Source organism: Brevundimonas sp. GW821-FHT10E09 (assembly GCF_058809375.1).
Map to the genome: position 1 here is coordinate 1 of NZ_JBXASO010000003.1, position 16685 is coordinate 16685.

General features: G+C 67.1%; 12 protein-coding genes. 5 read left to right on the forward strand and 7 right to left on the reverse strand.

The genetic code is table 11. The features are described from left to right. Positions 1–45: 45 nt before the first annotated feature. On the reverse strand, positions 46–255 hold the full coding sequence (locus AC1RSI_RS03355; protein ID WP_447941525.1) for a hypothetical protein: 210 nt from the start codon (positions 253–255) through the stop codon (positions 46–48). A gap of 222 nt (positions 256–477) precedes the next feature. On the opposite strand from AC1RSI_RS03355, the gene AC1RSI_RS03360 reads away from it, so the two are divergent. Next, positions 478–1062, forward strand: coding sequence for a hypothetical protein (locus AC1RSI_RS03360; protein WP_154726172.1), 585 nt, complete (start codon positions 478–480; stop codon positions 1060–1062). Positions 1063–1212: 150 nt separating this feature from the next. On the opposite strand, the gene AC1RSI_RS03365 is transcribed toward AC1RSI_RS03360, so the two are convergent. The 3 genes from AC1RSI_RS03365 to recG form a co-directional block, all read right to left on the reverse strand. Then, entirely contained in the window at positions 1213–2652 is a 1440-nt protein-coding gene (locus AC1RSI_RS03365) for an IS1182 family transposase (RefSeq protein WP_230307624.1), read from the reverse strand. A gap of 222 nt (positions 2653–2874) precedes the next feature. Continuing rightward, positions 2875–4488, reverse strand: a complete 1614-nt coding sequence (locus AC1RSI_RS03370; RefSeq protein WP_154726170.1) for an NAD(P)/FAD-dependent oxidoreductase — start codon at positions 4486–4488, stop codon at positions 2875–2877. A 79-nt stretch (positions 4489–4567) separates the two neighbouring features. Next, entirely contained in the window at positions 4568–6655 is a 2088-nt protein-coding gene (gene recG, locus AC1RSI_RS03375; protein WP_447941523.1) for an ATP-dependent DNA helicase RecG, read from the reverse strand. A 147-nt stretch (positions 6656–6802) separates the two neighbouring features. Between recG and AC1RSI_RS03380 the strand changes: the two genes are divergently transcribed. Then, positions 6803–7141 (forward strand): FAD assembly factor SdhE, encoded by a 339-nt coding sequence (locus AC1RSI_RS03380; RefSeq protein WP_035306301.1) that lies wholly within the window; start codon positions 6803–6805, stop codon positions 7139–7141. After that, entirely contained in the window at positions 7141–10596 is a 3456-nt protein-coding gene (gene mfd, locus AC1RSI_RS03385) for a transcription-repair coupling factor (protein WP_052004772.1), read from the forward strand. The genes AC1RSI_RS03380 and mfd overlap by 1 nt, the downstream gene beginning before the upstream one ends. A gap of 578 nt (positions 10597–11174) precedes the next feature. On the opposite strand, the gene AC1RSI_RS03390 is transcribed toward mfd, so the two are convergent. Further along, positions 11175–12482, reverse strand: a complete 1308-nt coding sequence (locus AC1RSI_RS03390) for a diguanylate cyclase domain-containing protein (RefSeq protein ID WP_196066324.1) — start codon at positions 12480–12482, stop codon at positions 11175–11177. A gap of 193 nt (positions 12483–12675) precedes the next feature. Between AC1RSI_RS03390 and AC1RSI_RS03395 the strand changes: the two genes are divergently transcribed. After that, positions 12676–13629 (forward strand): YihY/virulence factor BrkB family protein, encoded by a 954-nt coding sequence (locus AC1RSI_RS03395; RefSeq protein WP_196066323.1) that lies wholly within the window; start codon positions 12676–12678, stop codon positions 13627–13629. Here the strand turns inward: AC1RSI_RS03395 and AC1RSI_RS03400 are convergent. Both AC1RSI_RS03400 and AC1RSI_RS03405 read right to left on the reverse strand, forming a co-directional pair. Beyond that, positions 13626–13868 carry a sulfurtransferase TusA family protein gene (locus tag AC1RSI_RS03400; protein WP_008260929.1) on the reverse strand — a complete coding sequence of 81 codons (243 nt, stop codon included), beginning with the start codon at positions 13866–13868 and terminating at the stop codon, positions 13626–13628. The genes AC1RSI_RS03395 and AC1RSI_RS03400 overlap by 4 nt on opposite strands. Then, positions 13865–14398: a CinA family protein gene (locus AC1RSI_RS03405; RefSeq protein WP_447941522.1), complete on the reverse strand. Its 534-nt coding sequence runs from the start codon at positions 14396–14398 to the stop codon at positions 13865–13867. Before AC1RSI_RS03405 ends, AC1RSI_RS03400 begins: the two co-directional genes overlap by 4 nt. On the opposite strand from AC1RSI_RS03405, the gene AC1RSI_RS03410 reads away from it, so the two are divergent. Then, positions 14397–16685, forward strand: coding sequence for a spermidine synthase (locus AC1RSI_RS03410; RefSeq protein WP_154725519.1), 2289 nt, complete (start codon positions 14397–14399; stop codon positions 16683–16685). The two genes, AC1RSI_RS03405 and AC1RSI_RS03410, sit on opposite strands and share 2 nt — an antisense overlap.

Consider the following 16685-nt stretch of genomic DNA (forward strand, 5'->3'; position numbering starts at 1 on the left):
TAGACCTCAGGAATGAGGGGTCCTTATTCGACGCCGATCACACCGCTAACGGGGTCCCTTTTCCACGCCGATCCACAGCGGTTGGTCGTCGAGTTTCAAAAATTGGATGAACGCGCCGACCGGTGGCGATACCCGACCGACCTGAAAGGCAAAGCGCACCGGGGCGTCAGCGTCGACCTTGATCGGCTCTATCAGGCTCATGCCATGATCACCGGCTGGTGCGATTGGGCGAGCGTCGAGGCTGAACAGCACCATCTCCATCTAAGCGGGGGCTGTTGATGGCCGAGCGGTGCCACTGTGCAATGGATCGAGATCGGATAGCTCCTCGGCGCGAGACCAACCCTCGGCCACCGCCCGTCGTCTTGAGCGACCGCTAGCGGTGGCTGGCGGATATCAGCTAGCTTAGCTGGCAACCACTGTCCTTGGACACAGACGTCAAGCGGACATGCTGGGTATTGGCGAGGACCGGGGGATATAATGGACCTGAATGAAGCGCTGCGATTGGCGCAGAGCGTGGTGAGCAACCCGCTGTTTCTAACCATTCTGACACTAGTGCTCACTCCGCTTATTGCCACACATTTCAGCCTCAGAGCATTCCGACTGCAATCGAAAGAGCTGCTCGACGCGGCCATCACATGGCAGTGGGATTACGACGCTGGCCCGATGACAGAAGAGCCGTTCTTGGCGATCCAGAATCGATCCTCCGTCCCGGCGTTCTTGGTCCAGGCGAGCTTGCTGAAGGGAGTCCTGATACGCACCGAAGCGGCTCGCTACGCTTTCAGCTATCCGGACATAACGGATGGCAACTTCCCGCTCCGGGTCACTACTGCTGGCGTGACGTCATTCCCGTTGGCCAAATCTATCGCCGACCAAGCCGTGCTAGGAGCGCCCTGGTACAGCCGCGTGGCTGGCTTTCTCCTGCGCCGGCCCTACCTCTGGCTAGAGGTTCGGACGATTAGTGGTCACCGGCTCGTCATCAGTGCGAATGACATGACTTCATTCCAGGCGCGACCACTCTGGCTGCAAGGTCGATGGATTCCCGTGCCGACGCTGGAAGGATGAAGCTGGAGAAGCCCAAGGAATAGCGGGATGGCTCGCATCATGTGGGCCAGTTGATAGCCGTCGGTGGGTCCGCAATGGGTCGAGGCCGTGTAAAAACGTGCTGAGCGACGGCGGGGCGGAGGTTGAGACGAAGCGCAGGACGCCTCCTGCTCAGGCCCTGATCGCCTCCATCAACGGCTTGGTCCCCAGCACAGCCATCACCCGCTTCATGTTGTAGGCCAGGATGTGGAGGCTGATCTCGGTCTTCACGTTGGGCAGGCGCTTCATCAGGAAGTGGGTGTGGCCCATCCAGGCTTTGATCGTGCCGAACGGGTGTTCGACCAGGCTTCGCCGTTCGCGCATGGCTCGAGGCCTCAGGTCCATCCGGGCCTGGAGCGCATCGATCACCGCTTCATGCTCCCACCGCGTGACCTTTCGTTCGACCGCAGGCGTGCACTGAGCCTTGATGCTACAGCCTGTGCAACTGGCCCGATCCCAGTATCGATGCAGCGTCATGCCCTTCTCGACGACGGTCATGTGGTACGGAAGCAGGGAGCCGGCCGGGCAGCGGTAGACGTCTTGATCAGGCAGATAGACGAAGTCCTGCTTGCCGAAGCGTCCATTCGCCTTTGCGCCTGACGTCAGGGTCTTTGGCACGAAGGGCGTCGCGCCCAAGGCCTCGCAGGCCAGGATTTCCTCGCCGGAGAAGTAGCCCCGGTCCGCCAGCACATCGAGCGCGTCCACGCCCATGGCGTCCTTGGCCTGACCGGCCATGTTCGCCAGCTGCTGCCGGTCGGAGCCGGTCATGATCACCTCGTGGGCGACGATCAGGTGGTGTTCGCCCTCGACGGCGGACTGGACGTTGTAGCCGACGATCCCGCTGCCACGACCCGACGTCGCCATGGCGCGGGCGTCAGGATCCGTCAGGGAGACCTGGCCATCAGGCGCCGCCTCAACCTCGGCCTCCATGACCTTCAGCATCGCCATCTGGGCGCGTAGCCGATCAATCTTCTCGATCAGCCGACCCGACCGCGCCTCAACGGCCTCGCCCTCATGGCGATCGGCCGTGTCCAGGTCCTGGAGATAGCCGGCGATGTGCTCGGCGACCTGTTCGATCCGTCGCTTGACCTTGTAGGCGGTGAAATTCTTGTCGCGCGTGTTCACGGCTTTGAACTTTGAGCCATCGATGGCGACCAGCGCCGATCCGAACAGGCCCAGCTGACGACACAGCACCACGAACCGGGCGCAGGCCGCCTGGATCGCCGAGGCGTTCTCGCGGCGGAAGTCGGCGATGGTTTTGTGATCCGGCGCCAGCCGCCCCGTCAGCCACATCAGCTCGACGTTGCGCTGCGCCTCGCGCTCCAGCCGCCGGCTCGACTGCACCTTGTTCAGATAGCCGTAGACGTAGAGCTTCAGCAGCATGGCCGGGTGATAGGCCGGTCGGCCCGTCGCCGCCGGCGTCATCCCCTCGAAGCCCAGGCCCTTCAGGTCCAATTCATCGACGAAGACGTCGACCACCCGGACTGGATTGTCCTCGGCCACATAGTCGTCGAGACATTCGGGAAGCAGCGTCGGCTGCCGGCGATCTGCACCCTGAACGAAGCGGCTCATACCCACCTCCTGCTGACCTCAGGAGGCTACCCTAATTCGCTCCATACCAAGGCGTTTTCACACAGCCTCAGTCGGGAGCCGTCTTAGGCTAGCGACCGGAAAGCCGATCAGCGCCCTCTGACGAGGTCCGGATTGTCGCACGATCGCGGCTGCTAAGCTCCAGTAGCAGCCGGCCAAGGGCGTCCAAAAACTGACGGTGGGCGCTGTCTGTGTTCGACCGATTTACGCCGTCCCCTCCGCCACCATCGACCGGGCGACGGCTTCGGCCACCTTGATGCCGTCGACGGCGGCCGACAGGATGCCGCCGGCGTAGCCGGCGCCTTCGCCGGCAGGGAAGAGGCCGCGCACGTTCAGGCTCTGGAAGTCGGCGCCGCGGGTCATTCGGATCGGGGATGAACTGCGGGTTTCGACCCCCGTCAGAACCGCCTGGGCGTCGTCGTAGCGGGCGATCTTGCGGCCGAAGACGGGCAGGGCCTCGCGCATGGCGGCGATCACATAGTCGGGCATCAGGGGCGCCAGGTCGGTCGGGCGGACGCCCGGTTTGTAGCTGGGGACGACCTCGCCCAGCGCGGTCGAGGGGCGGCCCGCCAGGAAGTCGCCGACCAGCTGGCCCGGCGCGAAATAGTCCCCGCCGCCGGCCGCATAGGCGCGGGTCTCCAGATCCCGTTGCAGTTCGATGCCGGCCAGCGGGTGGTCGCTCCCGTAATCCTCGGGCGAGATGCCGACCACGAAGCCGGAGTTGGCGTTGCGCTCGTTGCGCGAATACTGGCTCATGCCGTTGGTCACGACGCGGCCGGGCTCGCTGGTGGCCGCGACCACGGTGCCGCCCGGGCACATGCAGAAGCTGTAGACGGTGCGGCCGTTCGAGCAGTGGTGCGAGAGCGTATAGGCCGCCGCGCCCAGATCAGGGTGGCCGGCGCAGGGGCCGAACATGGCCCGGTCGATCCACGACTGCGGATGCTCGATGCGGAAGCCGATCGAGAACGGCTTGGCCTCGATATGGACGCCGCGGTCGTAGAGGGTCTGGAAGGTGTCGCGCGACGAATGGCCGATGGCGAAGACGACGTGGTCGGCCTCCAGCGTCTCGCCGGTGTGCAGGCGCACGCCCCGGAGGGCGCCCTTGTCGAGATCGATGTCCGTGACCCGGTGCTCGAAGCGGTACTCGCCGCCCAGCCGTTCGATCTTCTCGCGCATGGCCTCGACCATGGTCACCAGGCGGAAGGTGCCGATGTGCGGGTGGGCCTCGGTGAGGATTTCCTCCGGCGCCCCGGCCGCGACGAATTCGGTCAACACCTTGCGGGCCAGGAAACGCGGATCCTTGATCTGGCTGTAGAGCTTGCCGTCGGAGAAGGTGCCCGCGCCGCCCTCGCCGAACTGCACGTTGGATTCCGGGTCCAACTTGCTGCTCCGCCACAGGCCCCAGGTGTCCTTGGTCCGCTGCCGAACCACCTTGCCGCGGTCGAGGATGATCGGCTTAAACCCCATCTCGGCCAGGATCAGCCCGGCGAACAGGCCGCACGGCCCGGCCCCGATTACGACCGGCCGCAGGCGCTCGGTCCTGGGCGCAACCGCGACCGGGCGATAGGCGACGTCCGGCGTCGGCGCCACGTGGACGTCGTCCGCAAGGCGGGCCAGCACCGCCGCTTCATCCCTCACCTCGACGTCGAGGATGTAGACTTTCAGAATCGCGGATTTTCTGCGGGCGTCGTGCGCCCGCTTCCATATCGACCAGGAGATAAGATCGTGCGGCGGCACGCCCAGGCGGGCGGCGATCGCGGCGGGCAAGGCCTCCGGCGGGTGGTCGAGGGGCAGTTTGAGTTCTGACAGGCGCAACATCCGGGGCGTTCTAGCCGGTCGAGTCTTTGGATCCTAGGCGCAAGGCCCAGGATGACGGACGTGGGCGTGGGCGTCCCCTTCAATCCGCTCCCGACTTGTGGCCCTTCCAGTCGAACAACTCCTCCAGCACCTGAACCGCCTGACCGCGTTCGGACGCCAGGTCGGGGTCGCGGTTGAGGATCAGGCGGGCGTCGTCGGCGGCGGCCAGCATCAGGGACCGGTGGCGGATCGGGTCGGCGAAACGGTAGGCGGGGAAGCCGCTCTGTTTCAGGCCCAGGGGGTCGCCGCCGCCGCGCAGGCGGAAGTCTTCCTCGGCGATGACGAAGCCGTCCTCGGTGCGGCGCAGGGTCTCGAGGCGTTCCTTGGCGGTTTCTCCGAGAGCGCCGTCCTGGCCGCCGTACAGCAGGATGCAGGAACTGGCCTTCGAGCCGCGACCGACGCGGCCGCGCAACTGGTGCAACTGGGCCAGGCCGAAGCGGTCGGCGTGTTCGATGACCATGATGGAGGCGTTGGGCACGTCCACCCCGACCTCGACCACGGTGGTGGCGACCAGCAGGGGGAGGCGGCCGTCGGCGAAGTCGGCCATGACGGCTTCGCGCTCGGCGCCGGGCATCTGGCCGTGGGCCAGGCCGACCTCGACCCCCAGCAGGCGGCGCAGGTCGTCGGCGCGGTCGACGGCGGCGGCGAGGTCGATGGCTTCGGATTCGGCGACCAGGGGGCAGATCCAATAGGCCTGGGCGCCGGCGTCCAGCGCCGTCTTCAGCCGGGCGGCGACCTCGCCGATGCGGGCCAGGGGGACGACGGCGGTGGTGACGGGGGTGCGGCCGGGCGGTTTCTCCATCAGGCGACTGACCTCCAGCTCGCCGTACTGGGTCAGCTCAAGCGTGCGGGGGATGGGGGTGGCCGACATGGTCAGCAGGTGGACGGCGCCGAGGCGCGGATCACCCTTGGCCTGGAGCCGCTGGCGCTCGCTGACGCCGAACCGGTGCTGTTCGTCGATGACGGCCAGGGCCAGGCGGTCGAAGCGGACGGCGTCCTGGAACAGGGCGTGGGTGCCGATGGCGACCTGGGCGTGACCGGAGGCCAGGGCTGCCAGTTTCTCGCGCCGCTGGCCGTTGGTGTCGCGGCCGGTGAGCAGGACGGAGGCGACGCCGGCCGCCTCCAGCAGGGGGCCGAGTTTCTCGTAGTGCTGGCGGGCCAGGATTTCGGTCGGGGCCATCAAAGCGGACTGGAAGCCGCTGGAGGCCGCGTCGGCCAGGGCCAGGGCTGCGACGGCGGTCTTGCCCGAGCCGACGTCGCCCTGAAGCAGCCGGCCCATCTGTTTGCCGGAGGCCAGGTCGCGGCGGATTTCGGCGACGGCCTGGGCCTGGGCGTTGGTCAGGGTGAAGGGCAGGGCCTGGAGCAGGTGGTCTGAGGCGGAGCCGGGGGCGATGACGGGCGAGGGCTTGATCTCGCGGGCGCGACGGCGGCGGGCCAGGGCCAGCTGATGGGCCAGGAATTCGTCATAGGCCAGGCGCTGGCGGGCGGGGGCGTCGGGCGTCAGGTCCAGCTCGCCCGCCGGGGCGTGCAGGGCGTCCAGGGCGGCGCGCCAGGACAGCCAGTTCTGCTTCTTCAGCCAGGCGGGGTCCTGCCATTCCGGCAGGTCGGGGGCGGCGGGCAGGGCGGCCTGGACCAGTTTGCGCAGCTGGCGCGAGGTCAAGCCCTGGGTCGCCGGATAGACGGGTTCGGAGGCCGGGATGTCGGCGGCCTTGTCCAGGGTGACGATGTCCGGGTGGACGATCTGGACCTCGCCGTTGAAGCGTTCGACCTTGCCCGAGACCAGCCGGGTCTCGCCGCGCGGCAGCAGCCGGTCGATATGCTGGGGCGAGCCGCCGAACCAGACCAGGTGAACGAAGCCGGTCGCGTCGCTGGCGCGGACCTTCAGCGGGGCGCCGGGGCGGCTGGGGACGAACAGGCGGTCGATGACGATCTCGAAGATCCCGACCTCGCCGTCCACGGCGGTCGCGGCCTCCATGGGCCGGCGCACGATGACGCCCGAGGGGCTGAGGAAGACCAGATCGCGCACCAGCGGCCCCGCCACCTTATGCACCAGGGGCAGGATGCGGGGGCCCACGCCCTTCAGGCTGGAGACCTCGGCGAACAGGGGAAAGAGAATCTGCGGACGCATCGCCGGGAACATAGCGTGACCATGACGGGTGGCGAAGTCCGTTCAGGAAGGCTATCTGCGCTTCTTCCATTCCGGGTGCGCGATCGCGCGCCGCGCGGCGGCTCTCTGCTTGAGCGCACCTGGCATATTCAACGGGCAAGGATCCTTGTGACCGACATCGACGCGCATCCCCAAGACGACAGTGGCGACCAGGCGGCCCTGGAGCGCAAACAGCGGCTGGGCCGAATCCAGTTCCGGTCCTGGCGGCGCGGCTTCCGCGAGGCCGATATGGTGCTGGGCCCCTTCTCGGACCAGGTGGCGCCGACCCTGACGGACGCTGAACTGGACCAGCTCGAGCTGCTGATCGACGAGGAGGATCAGTGGCTCTACGGCTGGATCATCGAACGTGACCCGACGCCGCCCGAGTTCGAGACGCCGGTGATGGCCAAGGTCCGCGCCTTCATGCGCGAGCATGTGGCCGCAGAGGTCGGCAAGGGCATCGGCTGATGGATCAACAGGTCACTGTGCAGCACCGCACCGACGCTGATCTGGGCGGGGCGCCCGAGGGGCTGGACGCCCTGGTCGTCGCCGAGCGGATCAAGGCCAGCGGCGGGGTCGGCGTCTTCGTGGCGCGCGATTATCAGCGGTCGGGCGGGTTTGTTCAGGCGTTCCGCTTCTTCTCGCAAGATATCGAAATTCTTGAATATCCGGCCTGGGACTGCCTGCCCTATGACCGGCTGAGCCCGACGGCGGGGATCGCCGCCCAGCGGATGGCGACCCTGACGCGGCTGGCCCAGCGCAAGACGGGGGACGCGCCGGTTCTGGTGGTCACGACCGTCGGCGCGGCCATGCAGAGGACGCCGCCCAGGTCGGTGACGACCCAGGCGGGGTTCGAGACCAAGGTGGGGCGCGATCTGGATATCCAGGCGCTGGAGCGGTATTTCGCCGCCAACGGCTATGTCCGGGCCTCGACCGTGTCGGAGCGGGGCGAGTTCGCCGTGCGGGGCGGGGTGGTGGATGTGTACCCGCCGGGCTTCGAGGAGCCGGTGCGGCTGGACATGTTCGGATCGGAACTTGAGTCGATCCGCACCTTCGATCCCGAGACCCAGAGATCGACGGGTCAGATGACGGCGGTGTCGCTGGCGCCCGTGTCGGAGGCGTTGCTGGATGCGGAGGCGATTTCGCGCTTCCGCACTGGCTATCTGAAGCTGTTCGGGGCGCCGGGCGACGATCCCCTGTATGCGACCATCAGCGAGGGCGCGCGGCGTCAGGGGATGGAGCAGTGGCTGCCGCTGTTCTACGAGACGCTGGATTCGCTGTTCGACTATCTGCCGGATCAGGCGCAGATCTTCCTCGACAATCAGGCCGAGAGCGCGCGGGCCGAGCGGTGGGACCTGATCGCTGACGCCTATGAGGGGCGGACGGAAGCGTCGAAAACCAAAGGGCACGCGGCGGCCAATCGCGCCCTGCCGCCCCGGTCGCTGTATCTGGACGCCGGCGACTGGAACCAGGCCCTGGCGGGGCGGGCCGTGCGGCGGTTTACGCCGTTCTCGGGCGGCGGCGAGGACGCCGGCGGCCGGCTGGGCCGGACCTTTGCGGCCGAGCGGTCGCAGGACAGCGTCAACCTGTTCGAGGCGGTGGCGGCCCATGCGGCGGCGCTGAAGGCCGACGGCAAGCGGGTGCTGTTCGCCTCGTGGACCGAAGGCTCGTCTGAGCGGCTGGCGACCATGCTGGCCGACCACGGCCTGGATCATATCGTCGCCGTGCGCGACTGGGCTGACGCGCTGGCCGCGCCGAAGGATCTGTATCTGCGCGGCGTCCTGCCGGTCGAGCATGGGTTTGCGACGGATGATGTCGCGGTCATTTCCGAGACCGACATCCTGGGCGACCGACTGGCGCGGCCGCGCAAGAAGCGGCGGGCCTCGAACTTCCTGGCCGAGGCCTCGGCCCTGACCACTGGCGACCTGGTGGTGCACCTGGATCACGGTATCGGGCGGTATGAGGGGTTGAAGACGCTGGAGATCCAGCAGGCGCCGCACGACTGCCTGGAGCTGTTGTACGCCGGTGAGAGCAAACTCTATCTGCCGGTTGAAAACATTGATCTTCTGACCCGGTACGGCACGGACGCCGATGGGGTGCAGCTGGACAAGCTGGGCGGCGCCGGCTGGCAGGCGCGCAAGTCAAAGGCCAAGGAGCGCCTGCGGGCCATGGCCGAGGGGCTTATTGCGCTCGCCGCCAAGCGGGCGCTGCGCGAGACCGACGCGGTCGTGCCGCCGCCGGGCCTGTTCGCCGAATTCTGCGCCCGCTTCCCCTATGAGGAGACGGACGACCAGCTGAACGCCATCGGCGACGTGCTGGAGGATCTGGGCAAGGGCACGCCGATGGATCGTCTGATCTGCGGCGACGTCGGCTTCGGCAAGACGGAGGTGGCGCTGCGGGCCGCCTTCGTCGTGGCCATGACGGGGCAGCAGGTGGCCATTGTGGCGCCGACGACCCTGTTGGCGCGTCAGCACTACAAGACCTTCACCGAACGGTTCGCCGGCTGGCCGGTCAAGGTGCGGCAGCTGTCGCGGATGGTCGGGTCCAAGGAGGCGTCAGAGACGCGGGCGGGGCTGAAGGACGGCTCGGTGGAGATCGTCGTCGGCACCCATGCGGTGCTGTCCGAACAGGTCGGCTTCCGCGACCTGGGCCTGGTCATCGTCGACGAGGAGCAGCATTTCGGCGTCAAGCACAAGGAGAAGCTGAAGTCGCTGCGCGCCGACGTTCACCTGCTGACCCTGACCGCCACGCCGATCCCGCGCACTCTGCAAATGGCCCTGTCGGGCATTCGCGAGATGTCGATCATCGCCACCCCGCCGGTCGATCGTCTGGCGGTGCGGACCTATGTGACGCCGTGGGATCCGGTGCTGGTGCGCGAGGCCCTGCTGCGCGAGAAATATCGCGGGGGTCAGGCCTATTATGTCGCGCCGCGCCTGAAGGACCTGCCCGCCATCGAGAAATTCCTGCGCGAGCAGGTGCCCGAGGTGAAGTTCGTCGTCGGCCACGGCCAGATGTCGGCGACCCAGCTGGAGGAGGTGATGAGCGCCTTCTACGAGGGGGAGTACGACGTGCTGGTCTCGACCACCATCGTCGAGAGCGGGCTGGATATTCCGACGGCCAATACGCTGGTCGTGCACCGCGCCGACATGTTCGGCCTGGCGCAGCTGTATCAGATCCGGGGCCGGGTCGGCCGCTCCAAGGCGCGGGCCTTCGCCTATCTGACCACGGACGCGGTGAAGCCGATGACCCTGTCGGCCGAGCGGCGGTTGCAGGTCTTGCAGTCGCTGGACAATCTAGGCGCCGGCTTCCAGCTGGCCAGCCACGACCTGGACCAGCGCGGCGGCGGCAATCTTCTGGGCGACGAACAGTCGGGCCATATCCGCGAGGTCGGCGTCGAACTGTACCAGCAGATGCTGGAAGACGCGGTCGCCGAGCTGCGCGAGAAGGGCGAGGGGGCCAATGTGGATCGTGGCTGGTCGCCGTCGATCAACGTCGGGGCTTCCGTCCTGATTCCAGAGGAATACGTCCCGGACCTGAACGTCCGTCTCAGCCTGTATCGCCGCCTGTCCGACGCGGAACAGGCCGAGGATCGCGAAGCCCTGGCCGCCGAACTGATCGACCGGTTCGGCCCCCTGCCGGACGAGGCGCAGCAGCTTCTGAAGATCGTCGGCATCAAGTCGAACTGCCGTCGGGCCTGTATCGAAAAGATCGACATCGGGCCGAGGGGCGCGGTGCTGACCCTGCGCGACAACAGCTTCCCCAATCCCATTGGATTGGTTGGACTGATTCAGAAGAACCAGGCCTTCTGGAAGATCCGGCCAGATCAGAAGATCGTGGTGTCGGGCGACTGGCCGACGGCGGAAGAGCGGCTGAAGGTGGCGGAGCGGATCACGGCCGATCTGGCGCGGGTGGCGGGGGCGTAGGCCCCGCCGCAGTGCGTTCTATCAACCGGACGTCGGCGTTCAGCGTTGTGGGATTTTGCTTTCAGCCGTTTGGACAAACTCGTTCCATTTGGCGTCAGTTTGTGGCGTCCGGGACAACACAGATGAGAAATTCTCTGCCGCACTATCGCACCCGCTGCGAATGCGGTCGGCCCATGCACGCAGTTCGGTTCTAGACTTTGCGCTAGCTCGGAATGAGCGGATGAGGTCCGCCTCGAACTGATCAGTGCTCGCTTCCATGACTGCTATAGGATCTTCACCTTGTGGGATTGCTATGGTGTCTTGCAGGATGAGAGCCGATTGCCAACGCTGCAACTGCTGCTCATTCAATCGCCATCCATAGGCCGCACAGGTACTAAACCAGCCTCGGAGATGTCCGAGTTCAGCAAACGAAGTAGGGGCTTCGCTCGCGGGATGTGCCTGAAGTAGGATTGCTAGTGCAGCTGCTGCTATCATGACTTCTCTCTTCTAGGCAGGTGCGGGGCGCTTATTCTATTTTGTCTGGCGGTAAACAGCTAGCATTCCGCACATCGTCGGAACATCAGGCATACAGTCGACTCCTACCGCGTCTTGTCGAACAGATCGGCGGAGGCGCGTTCCAGCAGGGCGGCGGCGCTTTCGTTCGGCTGCATCTCGGCGGCGCCCACGTCGAATTCGGCGACGAAGGGGGAGCGGTCGGGACCGGCGTCGAAGGCGGTGCAGCCGATGACGGCGGCGATGCGCTCCGCCGCCAGGCGTGCGGCCTCGCCCCGGGTCGCCGGCAGGGCCAGGGCGAAGACTTCCTTGGCCAGGCGGGCGGGCGTGTCCTCGACCCGGACCAGCCGCGAGACCATGGCGCCGATCTGAGGCATGGCCCGATCCAGCCAGCCGCCCTGCCGCGCCCCGGCCACGGCCTCGTTCTCCTTCACGCGCAGCACGCAGACCGACAGGGGGCGGCGACGGGCGCGTGAGGCGTCGGCGACGCGCGCCAGATGGGCGGCGAACAATTCAGGCGTGAACAGGCCGGTCGAGGCGTCCATTTCCGCCAGCGCCCGGACCGAATCCAGAGCCTTGCGAATGGTCAGATGACGTCGGTGAGACCCCGCCAGGGCCAGAAGCCGCTCGGCCGTCTCATCCTCGGGCGTGTCGGCGGTGGCGACGTCGGCGAAGCCCCGATTGAACAGTTCGTCGAGACCGATCTCGTTGCCGTCCCGGAGATAGAGCATCAGGGGAATGTGGTAGAGGCGGGTGTTGCGCTTCATGCCCGAGGCGATCGACAGGGCCGGGGCGTGGTCCTTGGCGCCCCACAGGACGGCGGCGTCGAACGGACTTTCGTGCAGATAGTCGAAAGCGGTGTAGGGGGTGGGCGCAGCGACGACCTCGACGCCGGAGGCGGTGAGGGCGTTGGACAGGGCCAGAAACCGGCGCTCGGCCACGCCGGCGGCCAGGACGCGCAGCGGCGCCCGTTCGTCGCCGCCGGCCTCAAGATCAATGCCGCGAGCGGCGAAGGTGGCGCGGCGCAGATGGAATTCTTCTTCGGCTATCGCGGCGCGGGTCATCTGCTCCAGCCTCAGCGCCGCCTGGGCGGGGTGGGGCGGCAGCGTCACGGCCAGATCCGCGTCCATGACGGAACCGCGCGGCGCGCCGACAACCATGATCGGCAGACTGCGCGGCTCGGCCGCAGACCGCAGCCGCGCCACGACGTCGTCGGTGAGCGAATCGAAATCGACCACGGCGGCGTCCAGCGGGAAGTCCTGCAAGACAGCCTCGGCCGACGTCAGGTCGCGAGCGGTGACGGTGGTCCAGCCGAGGGCGTCCAGCCCAGCCACCAGCGGCCCGAGCCGACCGTCCTGGGCCGCCAGGATCAATACACGCGCATCGAAAGCCAAGTTGGTCGTCTCCCCCGGACGTCGCAGCGCCCATAGCCCCTTGAAGGCCGCGGGACCATAGCGATGCGTCCCTTAACGAAGCAATGTCTTGGCGTGGGGCGACGGGGAAAAGTGGGGCTCGCGCGGATGGTGTTTTCCTTGCCGATGGAATGGTCTAGGTTTCGCCGCCTGTTCAACGGTTGTGGGAACCGGCTTGAGTGATCACCTGACCCGATCGGTACTGAAGGCGCCTGGATTCTGGGGCGGTCTTTCGGTGCGCGCCTTCACCCGCAGCTGGGGGCGTGACGTCATGCTCTACACCGGCGGCGTGTCATTCTTCGCCCTTCTGGCCGTGTTTCCCGCCATCGCCATTCTGATCGGTTTCTACAAGCTGGGTCTGTCGATCAATGAGGTCAGCGCTCAGGCCGCCGCCCTTTCGGACCTGTTGCCTCGGGCGGCCCAGACGATATTCCGCGATGAGATCGCCCGGTTGAGCAATGCTTCTGCGCGGACGATCTCGACCCAGAGCGCCTTTGCATTGTTCGTCGGCGCCTATGCTGCCCATCGTGGATTCAAGGCCTTGCTGGCGGGCCTTAATCTCATTCATGATGAAACCGAGCCGCACGGCTTCTTCAAGTTCAACCTTCTGGCCTTCTTCGTCGCCGTCTTCGCCTTCGCGCTTTTCACGGTCGTGTCAGGCGCTGTGGTGACGGCCCGAATCCTGGCCCATACGGCGTCGCCGATGACGGACCAGTTCGATGGCGGTTTGCTGCCGCTGGACGCCTTCCTGCCGGCGCTTGGCCTCGCGGTCGGCCTGACCCTTTTGTACCGCTACGCCATGAGCCACAGGTCGCCCGTCGCCTGGCTGCCGGCGATCACCGGCGGGCTGGTGGCCACCCTGATGTCGGTGATCTCGTCCTGGCTTTGCGCCATCTATGTGGAGCAGATCGCGCCCCTGGGAGCGACCTACGGGTCTGTGGGCGCGGTGGTGGTGCTGCTGATCTGGCTGTCGTGGAACGTCAACGCCATCTTCTACGGCGGCGCCTTCGCCACCGAGATGGAGATTGCGGCCAAGGCCGATGCAGCCGCCAAGGCTCAAACCCCGACGGTTCCCGCCGATGTGGTCGATCTGTCGGAGCGGCGGGCCAGTCGCCGGTCGCGCTCCTAACCCGCCTCGACCGTAAGGCGAATCACGCCGTCCACCTCGTCCGCGGCGATCACGCGGCCGTTCTTCTGGGTCATCAGAAAGGGCACGTCGATCCGCGCCATCGGGTCGGTGGCCAGCAGGATGAAGCGACGCCCCGGCGCAGCGCCCTCCATCGCCTTCATCAATCGAAGGCTGGGCGTCGGGCAGACGTGGCCGCGCGCATCGACGACGGAGGCTTCAACCTCTTGGAGGTCGGTCACGACGCCAGGCGGTCGGCCAGCAGGGACAGGGCGATCCGGACGCTGGCCAGACGGATCGCGTCGCGGCCGATGTCGCCGAATCGTTCCTGGCGATGGATCAGGCCGCCGGGTCCCTGAGCGGCGAAATGGACCAGTCCGACCGGCTTGTCGTCCGAGCCGCCGCCGGGGCCGGCGATCCCGGTGACGGCCACGCTGACGGCGGCGCGCGAATGGGCGACGGCGCCCTGGGCCATGGCCCGCGCGGTCGGTTCGGACACGGCGCCGTGGGCGATCAGCGTGGCCTCGGGCACGCCCAGCATCTGCTGTTTGGCGTCGTTGCTGTAGGTGACGAAGCCCCGGTCCAGGGCGGCGGACGAGCCGGGAACGGCGGTCAGGGCGCCGGCGACCAGACCGCCGGTGCAGCTTTCGGCGGTGGCCAGCATCAGCCCCCGCGTGGATGCGGTTGCGACGATCTGTTGCGCCAGGCGCTGAATGTCTTCGGGGAACATGATCTTTTCATAGGCCGCGAGTCCCGCTCTAACCAGAGCCATGACCAATGTCGCCGAGGCTCCTGTTCTCCCCCTCGACCGGCCCGCCCGCGCGACCGCGATCCTGTTCGCCGTCGCCGTCTTCACCTCGGCCTGTCTGGTCTTCGTGGTGCAGCCGATGGCGACAAAGCTGATCCTGCCGACCCTGGGGGGATCGCCGTCGGTGTGGAATGCGGCCATGGTCTTTTTTCAGACGGCGCTGCTGGCCGGCTATGGCTACGCCCATCTGCTGCAACGGATCGGATCGATGCGGCGACAGGTGGCGGTCCATCTGGGTCTGCTGCTGATCGCGGCCTTGTTCCTGCCGCTGCGGATCAGCGGCCTGCTGGGCGATCCTGATCCCTCGGCGCCGACCCTGTGGATGCTGGCGACCCTGACCCTGTCGCTCGGGGCGCCGTTCGCCGTGCTGTCGGCGACCGCCCCGCTGCTGCAAGCCTGGTATGCGCGGGCCAGCGCCGGGCGGGCGGGGCGCAGCGATCCCTATGTGCTCTACGCCGCCTCGAACCTGGGCAGTTTTCTGGCCCTGCTGGCCTATCCGGTCCTGATCGAGCCCCTGGTCAGTCTGTCGTCGCAGCGGTGGGGATGGACCCTCGGCTACGGTCTGTTCGTACTGATGGTCGTGGGGCTGGGCCTTGTCGTCTGGCGTCGGCGGGAGACTGTTGCGGCCGAGCCCGCCCCGCTGGCGGCCGGACCGCGCATCGTCTGGCGCGAGAAGGGCCTGCTGATTCTGCTGGCGGCGGCGCCCTCCAGTCTGATGCTGGGAGTGACGGCGCACCTGTCGACCGACGTGGCCTCGGCGCCCTTCCTGTGGGTCATTCCGCTGGCGCTCTATCTGCTGACCTTTGTCATCGCCTTCCAGGCGCGGCCGATCATCCCCTTGCATCTGACCCTGGCGATCCAGGCGGGGACCCTGGCGGCCTGCGCCGCCCTGGCGGCGTTCCGGACGACGGAGTGGCTGTTTGTCTTCGGGGTCAATCTTACGGCCTTCTTCTTTACGGCCCTGATGTGCCACCAACGGATGGCCGAGCGTCGTCCCGCGCCGGGCCGGCTGACGGAATTCTATCTGCTGCTGTCGCTGGGGGGCGTGCTGGGCGGGGTGTTCAACGCCCTGATCGCGCCCGTCGTGTTCGACATGGTGTGGGAATATCCACTGGTCCTGGTGGCCGTGGGCCTGTTGCGGCCCTGGGGGCGGCGCGAGATGCGATCGTGGGAGATCATCTGTTGCGTCGTCGGCGTGCTGATCGCCGTGGCGGGGCCGCTGGGCCTGGCCCTGGTCCGTTATGCGCCTGACATCCGCGCTGTCGTGCCGGACCATGAACTGGTGCGGATCGCCCAGGCGGTGCTGGGCGTGGCGGCCCTGTTCGCCTTCCTTTTGAGGGATCGGGCGATGATGTTCACCGTGGTCATCGGGGCCATGGTCTGGTCCGGCTATCATGTGGCGCGCGGTTATGACTGGGTGCTGACCGAGCGGAGCTTCTTCGGGGTGATGCGGGTGGCCAGCACGCCGATCGAAGGCCTCGATGGACCGGTCCATGTGCTGATGCACGGCACCACCCTGCACGGCGCCCAGGCGCAGGCGGCGCGGTATCGCTGCATGCCGACCCTCTATTACGCCACCTCCACCCCACTGGGTCAGGCGGCCCTGATGACCCAGGCCGGACGGCCGGATGGGGCCGTCATCGGCGTGGTGGGGCAGGGATCCGGGGCCATGGCCGCCTACAAGCGGGTCCAGGACCGAATGAGCTTCTTCGAGATCGATCCGATGGTGGATCGCCTGTCGCGCGACCCCCGCTGGTTCAGTTTCATCAACGGCTGCGCCCAGGGACCGGTCCGGACGGTTCTGGGGGATGCGCGGCTGACGATGGGACGGGAGGCGCCGGCCAGTTATGACCTGCTGATCATCGACGCCTTTTCGTCGGATGCGGTGCCGACCCATTTGCTGACAGTCGAGGCCATCGCCGGCTATCTGCGGCTGCTGAAGCCCGAGGGGGTGGTGGTGTTGCACCTGTCGAACCGGAACCTGGAGATCACCCTGCCGGCCGAGGCGGCGGCGGCGGCCCTGGAGGCGCCGGCCCTGCATCAGATCTATATCGAACGGCGGGACGCCGCCTCCATGTCTGAATCCTCGACCGAGGCGCTGATCGTCGGCAAGAGCGAGGCGGCCCTGGCGCCCTATCGCCAGAATCCGCGCTGGCGCACTCTGGAGGCGACCGGGGTGCGGCCGTGGACCGACGACTATGTCAATCTGTTCGGAGCCCTGGTCCGCCAGATGCAGTACGCGGTCCGGTAG

Bases quoted from the DNA above. Each gene is read 5' to 3' on its own strand.
- AC1RSI_RS03365 (WP_230307624.1), bottom strand. From the start codon at position 2,652: ATGAGCCGCTTCGTTCAGGGTGCAGATCGCCGGCAGCCGACGCTGCTT.
- AC1RSI_RS03405 (WP_447941522.1), bottom strand. From the start codon at position 14,398: ATGGCTCTGGTTAGAGCGGGACTCGCGGCCTATGAAAAGATCATGTTC.
- AC1RSI_RS03370 (WP_154726170.1), bottom strand. From the start codon at position 4,488: ATGTTGCGCCTGTCAGAACTCAAACTGCCCCTCGACCACCCGCCGGAG.
- AC1RSI_RS03360 (WP_154726172.1), top strand. From the start codon at position 478: ATGGACCTGAATGAAGCGCTGCGATTGGCGCAGAGCGTGGTGAGCAAC.
- mfd (WP_052004772.1), top strand. From the start codon at position 7,141: ATGGATCAACAGGTCACTGTGCAGCACCGCACCGACGCTGATCTGGGC.
- AC1RSI_RS03355 (WP_447941525.1), bottom strand. From the start codon at position 255: ATGGTGCTGTTCAGCCTCGACGCTCGCCCAATCGCACCAGCCGGTGAT.
- AC1RSI_RS03410 (WP_154725519.1), top strand. From the start codon at position 14,397: ATGACCAATGTCGCCGAGGCTCCTGTTCTCCCCCTCGACCGGCCCGCC.
- recG (WP_447941523.1), bottom strand. From the start codon at position 6,655: ATGCGTCCGCAGATTCTCTTTCCCCTGTTCGCCGAGGTCTCCAGCCTG.